Consider the following 6,911-nt stretch of genomic DNA (forward strand, 5'->3'; position numbering starts at 1 on the left):
GACTGCCCATCCCCGCGCCCGCCCCTCCCGCCCTATGATGAGCGCGCCCGAGGGAGGTGCGCCATGAGTGCCCAGACCAGCCCGGCCAGCGCCGAGAGCCCACTGCTGGAGTCCGAGCTGCGGGAGGCGGGGCACGAGCGCCGCACCGACGTCCCGCGCTCGGCGCACGCGGAGTACGCCCCGCCGCCCGGCCGCGACCCGATCGGCATCCTGCGGGCGCAGCACGAGCAGCGGCTGCAGAACCTCATCGATCTGCGGGTGGAGCGGATGAGTGCCGACGCGTTCGCCTTCTACCGGGGGACGGCCGCCATCCAGGCCGCGGACCTGGCCGCGGGACCGCAGACCGGGGCCGAGGTCGTCATCTGCGGCGACGCGCACCTGTCGAACTTCGGCATCTACCGCTCGCCGGAGCAGTCCATGGTGTTCGACATCAACGACTTCGACGAGGCGACGGTCGGCCCGTGGGAGTGGGACGTGAAGCGGCTGCTCACGAGCGTGGTGCTCGCCGGCCGGTCGCTGCGGCTCCCCGACGACCGCATCCGCGAGACGGTGACCGCCGCGGCCGGCGTCTACCGCGACTGGCTCCGCCGCGCGCTGCGGCTGCCGCTGCAGGAGCGGTACTTCACCCCGACCTCGGTGCGCGAGCGCCGGCGCCGGCTGAGCGAGGACATGGAGCGGCTCATCGCCGAGGTCGTGCGTTCGTCGGAGAAGCGGACCAGCGAGCGGGTCGCCCGGCGCGTCCTCACCGACGGCGGCGACGGCGGGTTCCGGTTCGTCGAGCAGCCGCCCGTCCTCACCCGGCTGGAGCCCGAGCTGCGCGACGAGGCGCTGCTGGCGTTCGAGCGCTACCGCCAGACCGTGCCGCCCAACGTGGCGCTGCTGCTCTCGCAGATGCGCATCGCCGACATCGCCCGGCGCGTGGTCGGGGTGGGCAGCGTCGGCACCCGGTGCTTCATCCTCGCGCTCGTCGGGCCGGTCGACGAGGTGCTGCTCCTGCAGCTGAAGGAGGCGACCAGCTCGGTCGTCGAGCGGTTCGGCGGGGTGCAGCCGCTGCCTGGATACCTGGACCCGGTGCTGCTGCCCGACGAGCAGGGCTACCGCGTCGTGGCGTGCCAGCGCATCCTGCAGGCCGTCTCCGACCCGTTCCTCGGGTACGTCACGGCGGAGGGGTTCCGGTTCTACATGCGGATGTTCCGCAACCGGAACGCGTCCTTCGACCTGGCGGCGATGAACCGGGCGCAGTTCCACGACTACGCGCGGGTGTGCGCGGCGGTGCTGGCCAGGGCGCACGCGCGCTCGCCGAAAGCGGCCTTCATCGCGGGCTACCTCGGCGGAGGCGACGCGTTCGTCCGGGCGGTCACCCGCTGGGCGGAGGCGTACGCGGACCAGGCGGAGGCCGACTACGCGCTCTTCCTGGAGTCCGCCCGCGACGGAGCCTTCAGGACGTAACCCCCGAGTACGCGCGAATTCGCGCGAAAACCGCCGAGTACGCGGAGAGTCCGCGTACTCGGCGGTGTGCGACTCGCCGGGGGCTAGGCCAGCGGGTGGGCGGTGCGGATGACGTTCTGCGGGTCGTAGCGGTGCTTCACGGCGCGCAGGCGGTCGAGGGTCTCCTGACCGAAGAAGCGGGTCGCCTCCACCGCCACCTCGCGGAAGTTCGCGTAGTCGATCGGCTCGGTCCACGGCTCCAGCGCGCCGCGCAGCGTCGCCAGGTCGCCGCGGATCGCCTGCACGAGCGCCGGGTCCGCCACGACGCCGACCGCGTAGAGCAGGAAGCGCCCTGACAGGTGGTCGAGCGCGCCGCCCTGCTCGGCGGGCCGAGCGACCGCGCCGCCCAGGTGCCGCAGGTCGACCGCGAGCAGCGCGGTCTGCGCCTCCGGCCCGGCCACGTCGACCAGCGCTTCGATCGCGCCCTCGGTGAGATCGCTGAGGATGAGGCCGTCGCCGATCCCCGGCACGGGCCCGGGCGGGTCCATGTGCAGCATCCCGAGCTGCGCGGTGGGCAGCGGACCGAACGTGTCGATCACCGGGCCCAGGTCGCGCAGCGGCTGCAGCACCGCCGCCGCCTCGTCGTCGGGCAGGTCGATCGCGCCGTCCACGCCGACGAACGCCTTGCCGCGCAGGAACTCCGGGATGTCCGGCATCGGCGGCACGCGCACGATCCGCACGCAGGTGGTCGCCGCCTCGGTGAGGTCCCGCGTCCACCGCTCGTACGCGCGCAGCACCTCCGTCACCCGCTCCAGCGGGTACAGGATCATGCCGGCGTACACCTGCGGGATCGGGAAGACCGTCATGGTCAGGGAGGTGACGATCGCGGTGTTCCCGCCGCCGCCGCGCAGCGCCCAGAACAGCTCGGGCTCCTCCTCGGCGGTGACGACCTCGAACGCGGTGACGGCCGTGCAGCCCAGCCCGTGCTCGCGCGCGAGCCAGCTGTAGCCTCCACCGGTCAGGTAGCCGGCGACGCCGACGTCCGCGGACGAGCCGGCCAGCGCGGCCAGGCCGTGCGGCGCGAGCGCGGCCGTGACCTCGCCCCACACCACGCCGGCGCCGACGCGGACGGTGCGGGCGTCGGCATCGACGTCGACCGCGCGGAGGGCGGCGGTGCGCAGCAGCAGCACGCCGGAGAGGTCGCCGAGCGGTCCGGCGAGGTGGCCGGTGCCCTGCGGGACGACGTGGAGGTCGTTGGCGGCGGCGAACTCGACGGCCGCGACGACGTCCTGCACGTCGGCCGCGACGACGACGGCCTCCGGGCGCTGGTCGGCGGCGAGGTTCCACGCCTGGCGGGCCGCGTCCCAGTCCGGGTCGGCGGCGGTCACCACGGAGCCGGTGAGGCGCGCGGCGAGGTCTCGGAAGCGATCCGAGACGGCGGTCTCGGTGAGCGACATGGGGGTCTCCTGTTCGGGTGTTCTCGGGTGTCCGGTGGCCGCACAGCGGGGCGCACCGGAGCACAGGATGCCCGCTTCGCGCCGGCTCGCACCAGACCTTGTCGAGAGAAACTCGGATTTTCCGTGACAGCACGGATGGTCGGGCCAGGGTCGGCCCCCAGCGACGGCCGGTTCGGCGGCGGCCGGCTGAGCGGCGGCCGGCTCAGCGGCGGCCGGTTCAGCGGCGGCCGGCCCAGCGCCGGCGGCTCAGCCGCGCTGCGCCGGCGGCAGCAGGAAGGCGCGCACGGCCTCCACGACCTCCGGGGTGTCGAGGTGGAGGCCGTGGCTCGCGTCGCGCTCGTCGAGCCGCGCCCCCGCGATCCCCTCGGCCAGCCGGCGGGCGTGCGGGGCGGGCGTCAGCGCGTCCCGGGTGCCGTGCAAGACCAGGGTCTCGGCGCGGATGCGGCCCAGCGCCTCCAGCGCGTCGTGGTCGCGGCTCGCGGCGAAGTGCCCGCGGAGGGCCGGGCGCGAGGCCGTGCGGGTGAAGAACGCGTCGACCGTTCCCGGGTGCGCCTCGGCCCACGCGCCATCGAAGAACAGCGGGGTCATGCGCTCGCGGTCGCCGCTCAGCAGGTCGGCGACGGCCGCCGGGTCGCGGCGCGGCGCGACCCGGTCGTTCGCGCTCGTCGCGATGAGCACCAGCCGGCGCACGCGCGCGGGGTGCTCGGCCGCGAGCCACTGCGCGACCCTCCCGCCCATCGAGTGGCCGACGACGTGCGCGGCCGCAACACCGGCCGCGTCGAGCACCGCTGCCGCGTCGTCGGCGAACAGCCGGGTGCTGTAGCGGGCGGGGTCGCCCTCCTCGCTGTCGTCGATCCCGCGGTGGTCGAACGTGACCACCCGGAAGTCCTGGGCGAGCGCGTCGGCGAACGGACCCCAGCCCCGCATCCCGGTCGCCTGCCCGGCGATGAGGAGGACGGGGACGCCGCTGCCGCGCTCCTCGAACGCGAGCCGCACCCCGTCGTCGGCGATGGCGTAGTCGGGCACGGTCCCCCAGCGTACCGGCGCTAGCATCGGGCGCATGCACGTGACGCTGCGCGCGGTGGGCGACGACGACGCCGACGCGATCTTCGCGATGATGCGCGACCCTGAGGCGGTGCGGATGGCCGCGTTCACCGCCGCCGACCCTAACGACCGGGCCGGCTTCGACGCGCACCTCGCCCGGCTGCGCTCCTCCCCCACGGTGTGGATGCGGACAGTGGAGGCCGACGGCGCCTTCGCGGGCACGGTCGCGGCGTTCACGCTCGACGGCGAGCGCGAGGTCACCTACTGGATCCGCCGCGACCTCTGGAACCGCGGGATCGCGACCGCGGCCCTGCGCCTCCTCGTCGCCGCGGAGCCCGTGCGCCCGCTGCACGCGCGGGTCGCCGCCGACAACATCGGCTCCCGACGGGTGCTCGACCGTGCGGGGTTCGTGGAGACCGGGCGCGAGCTGTCGTACGCGGCCGGCGCAGGGGCTCCGGTGGAGGAGCTGGTGCTGCGGTTGGAGTGACGGAGGGACGGTGCGCCCGGCTAGGGGGCCGCGCGCCGCCGCTCGCGGACGGCCCGAGCACTCCACCGGCCGCCGTCGCGCTCCACCCGGATGGCGTGCTCGAAGGCCGCGGTCACGGTCTCCGTCGTGACCGCCTCCTCGATGCCGCCCGCGGCGACGATGCGCCCGTGCGCGATCAGCATCGCGTGCGTGGTCGTCTCCGGCAGCTCCTCCAGGTGGTGTGTCACGAGCACCGAGGCCAGCTCCGGTGCGCTGTGCGAGAGGTCGTCGACCGTCTCCAGCAGCTGCTCGCGCGCCGCGACGTCGAGGCCGGTCGTGGGTTCGTCGAGCAGCAGGAGGCTCGGCTCGGCGACCAGCGCCCGGGCGATCAGCGCGCGCCCGCGTTCGCCCTGCGACATGGTGGGCCAGCGGGCGTCCGCCCGGTCGGCGAGCCCGACGGTGTCGATGAGGTCGAGAGCCCTGCGCGTCTCGTCGGCGCTCGCCTCCCACCGCATCGGCGGTTCGAGGGTGCCGGTCAGGCCGGTGAGCACGACCTCCAGCGCCGTCAGCGGCGAGCGCACCGGGTGGCGCGGGTTGACGTGGCCGATGTGCCGCCGGAGCTCCTGCAGCTCCACCCGCCCGAGCCGGCGGCCGAGCACGTCGACCGTTCCGGAGGTCGGGAACGTCATCGCACCGCAGAACCCGAGCATGGTGCTCTTGCCCGCGCCGTTGGGCCCGAGGAGCGCCCAGTGCTCGCCCGCGCGCACGGTGAGCTCGATCCCGTCGAGGATGCTCCTCCCGTCGCGGCGGAAGGTGACGTCGTGCAGCTCGAGGACGGCGGGGGCAGCGCTGTTCATCACCCCCACGTTACCGACTGCGCCGGTGCCGCATCGTCAGAGCACGGCACGGTCAGAGCACGGCGAGCAGGTCGGCGCACGCCCGCTCGCAGCGGCGGCAGGCCTCGGCGCAGATCCGGCAGTGCTCGTGCATGTGCGCGTGCTGCTCGCACTCGGCGGCGCACGTGCCGCAGGCGACCCGGCACGCCTCCAGGAGGGCGCGCAGCACCTCCACCTGCGGCGCGGTCCGGCGGGTGACCACCGCGGCGGTGGCGGCGCACACGTCGGCACAGTCGAGGTCGGTGCGGATGCACTCCCGCAGTTCGGCGACCATCTCCTCGGCGAGACAGGCGTCGGCGCACGCGGTGCACGCCTGCGCGCACTCGACGCAGGCGTCGATGCACGCGGCGAGCGCGGCGGCGTCGACCCCTCCCGCCGAGGGGTGGGAGGCGAGCATCTCGGAGGCGGTGGACATGGCGGCTCCCTTCGTCGGATGCCGGTCAGGGTACGCCGCGGCCCCCAGGGGTCGAGAACTCCCCCGCCCCGTGGTTCATTGAGGAGGTGACCCGTCTGCGCGTCGACCCTGTCGCCTCCCCCACCGCGCTCGGCGACTATCGTGCCGTCGCTTCCGCGCACCCGGGCCGGGTGGAGCCGCTGCTCGCCGCCCTCGCGCGGCTCGACCCGGCGACGCTCGCGCCTCTGCCCGGCTCCGGGCGGACCGCCGAGCGGTTCGCCGCGCTCGCCGAGGTCGCCCGCGCCGACGTCACGGCCGCGCGGGTCCTGGAGCCGCACCTCGATGCCGTCGCGATCCTCGCGGAGGCCGGTCATCCCGCTCCCGCGCGGGGAACCACCTGGGGAGTGTTCGCCGCCGAGGCCCCCGGCTCCGTGCTGGAGGCGCGCCACGAACCGGGAGCGGCCGACGCCGACGGGTGGACGCTGCACGGCGTCAAGCCGTGGTGCTCGCTCGGCGACCGTCTCACCGACGCGCTGGTGACCGCCCGCACCGAGGACGGCGAGCGGAGGATGTTCGCCGTTCACCTGACCGGGCCCGGGGTGACCGCCGAGCCGACCGCTTGGGTCGCCCGCGGGCTGCCCGAGGTCGCGAGCGGTCCGCTGCGCTTCTCCGGCGCCGCCGCCGTCCCCGTCGGCGAACCCGGCTGGTACCTGTCGCGGCCCGGGTTCCGCTGGGGCGCGGTCGGCGTTGCCGCGTGCTGGTACGGCGGCTGCCTGCCGCTGCTGCGCGCGCTGGTCGAGCGCGCCTCCGCCCGTCCGGACGACGCCCTGTCCGGCGCCAGAGTCGGCGAGGTGTACCGCCTGGTCGACTCGGCGCGCGTGCAGCTCGCAGCGGCGGCCGCCGTCATCGACGCGGGCGGCGACGCGGCAGTACCGGCTCGCGTCGTGCGCGGTGTCGTCGCCGACGCCGTGACCGCCGCCCTTGCGGCCGTGCGCGACGTGCTCGGGCCTGCGGCGCTCGCCTTCGACGACGCCGTCGCCCGGCGCTGCGCCGACCTGGAGCTCTACGCGAGCCAGTACCACCGCGGCCGCGACGACGCCTCGCTCGCCGCCACGCTCGCGACGACCCCCGAGGAGGATCGCTGGTGGTGAGCTTCGACCCGCTGACCGCCGTCACCGCCTCCCACTCGGGGCGTTCCTCCCAGTCGCCGGGTGCGGTGACGGCGG

The 6,911-nt window shown here is 75.2% G+C and carries 7 protein-coding genes; 3 read left to right on the forward strand and 4 right to left on the reverse strand.

What is annotated here, in order from left to right; genetic code table 11:
* Positions 1-63: 63 nt before the first annotated feature.
* The gene (locus ACR9ZG_RS17320) at positions 64-1,449 is read left to right on the forward strand and encodes a DUF2252 domain-containing protein (RefSeq protein WP_481286089.1); all 1,386 of its coding nucleotides are present in this window, start codon (positions 64-66) and stop codon (positions 1,447-1,449) included.
* 83 nt (positions 1,450-1,532) lie between these two features.
* On the opposite strand, the gene ACR9ZG_RS17325 is transcribed toward ACR9ZG_RS17320, so the two are convergent.
* Both ACR9ZG_RS17325 and ACR9ZG_RS17330 read right to left on the reverse strand, forming a co-directional pair.
* On the reverse strand, positions 1,533-2,885 hold the full coding sequence (locus ACR9ZG_RS17325) for an FAD-binding oxidoreductase (protein ID WP_481286090.1): 1,353 nt from the start codon (positions 2,883-2,885) through the stop codon (positions 1,533-1,535).
* 246 nt (positions 2,886-3,131) lie between these two features.
* Positions 3,132-3,911, reverse strand: a complete 780-nt coding sequence (locus ACR9ZG_RS17330; RefSeq protein WP_481286091.1) for an alpha/beta fold hydrolase — start codon at positions 3,909-3,911, stop codon at positions 3,132-3,134.
* A gap of 34 nt (positions 3,912-3,945) precedes the next feature.
* On the opposite strand from ACR9ZG_RS17330, the gene ACR9ZG_RS17335 reads away from it, so the two are divergent.
* Positions 3,946-4,416 (forward strand): GNAT family N-acetyltransferase, encoded by a 471-nt coding sequence (locus ACR9ZG_RS17335; RefSeq protein WP_481286092.1) that lies wholly within the window; start codon positions 3,946-3,948, stop codon positions 4,414-4,416.
* 20 nt (positions 4,417-4,436) lie between these two features.
* Here the strand turns inward: ACR9ZG_RS17335 and ACR9ZG_RS17340 are convergent, their stop codons facing one another.
* Entirely contained in the window at positions 4,437-5,252 is an 816-nt protein-coding gene (locus ACR9ZG_RS17340; protein WP_481286093.1) for an ABC transporter ATP-binding protein, read from the reverse strand.
* A gap of 52 nt (positions 5,253-5,304) precedes the next feature.
* On the reverse strand, positions 5,305-5,706 hold the full coding sequence (locus tag ACR9ZG_RS17345) for a four-helix bundle copper-binding protein (RefSeq protein WP_481286094.1): 402 nt from the start codon (positions 5,704-5,706) through the stop codon (positions 5,305-5,307).
* An 86-nt stretch (positions 5,707-5,792) separates the two neighbouring features.
* Between ACR9ZG_RS17345 and ACR9ZG_RS17350 the strand changes: the two genes are divergently transcribed.
* A complete protein-coding gene (locus ACR9ZG_RS17350) occupies positions 5,793-6,836 on the forward strand; it encodes a hypothetical protein (protein ID WP_481286095.1) in 1,044 nt (347 codons plus the stop codon).
* Positions 6,837-6,911 lie beyond the last annotated feature (75 nt).

Source organism: Leifsonia sp. KNZ12-8B, from assembly GCF_056755495.1.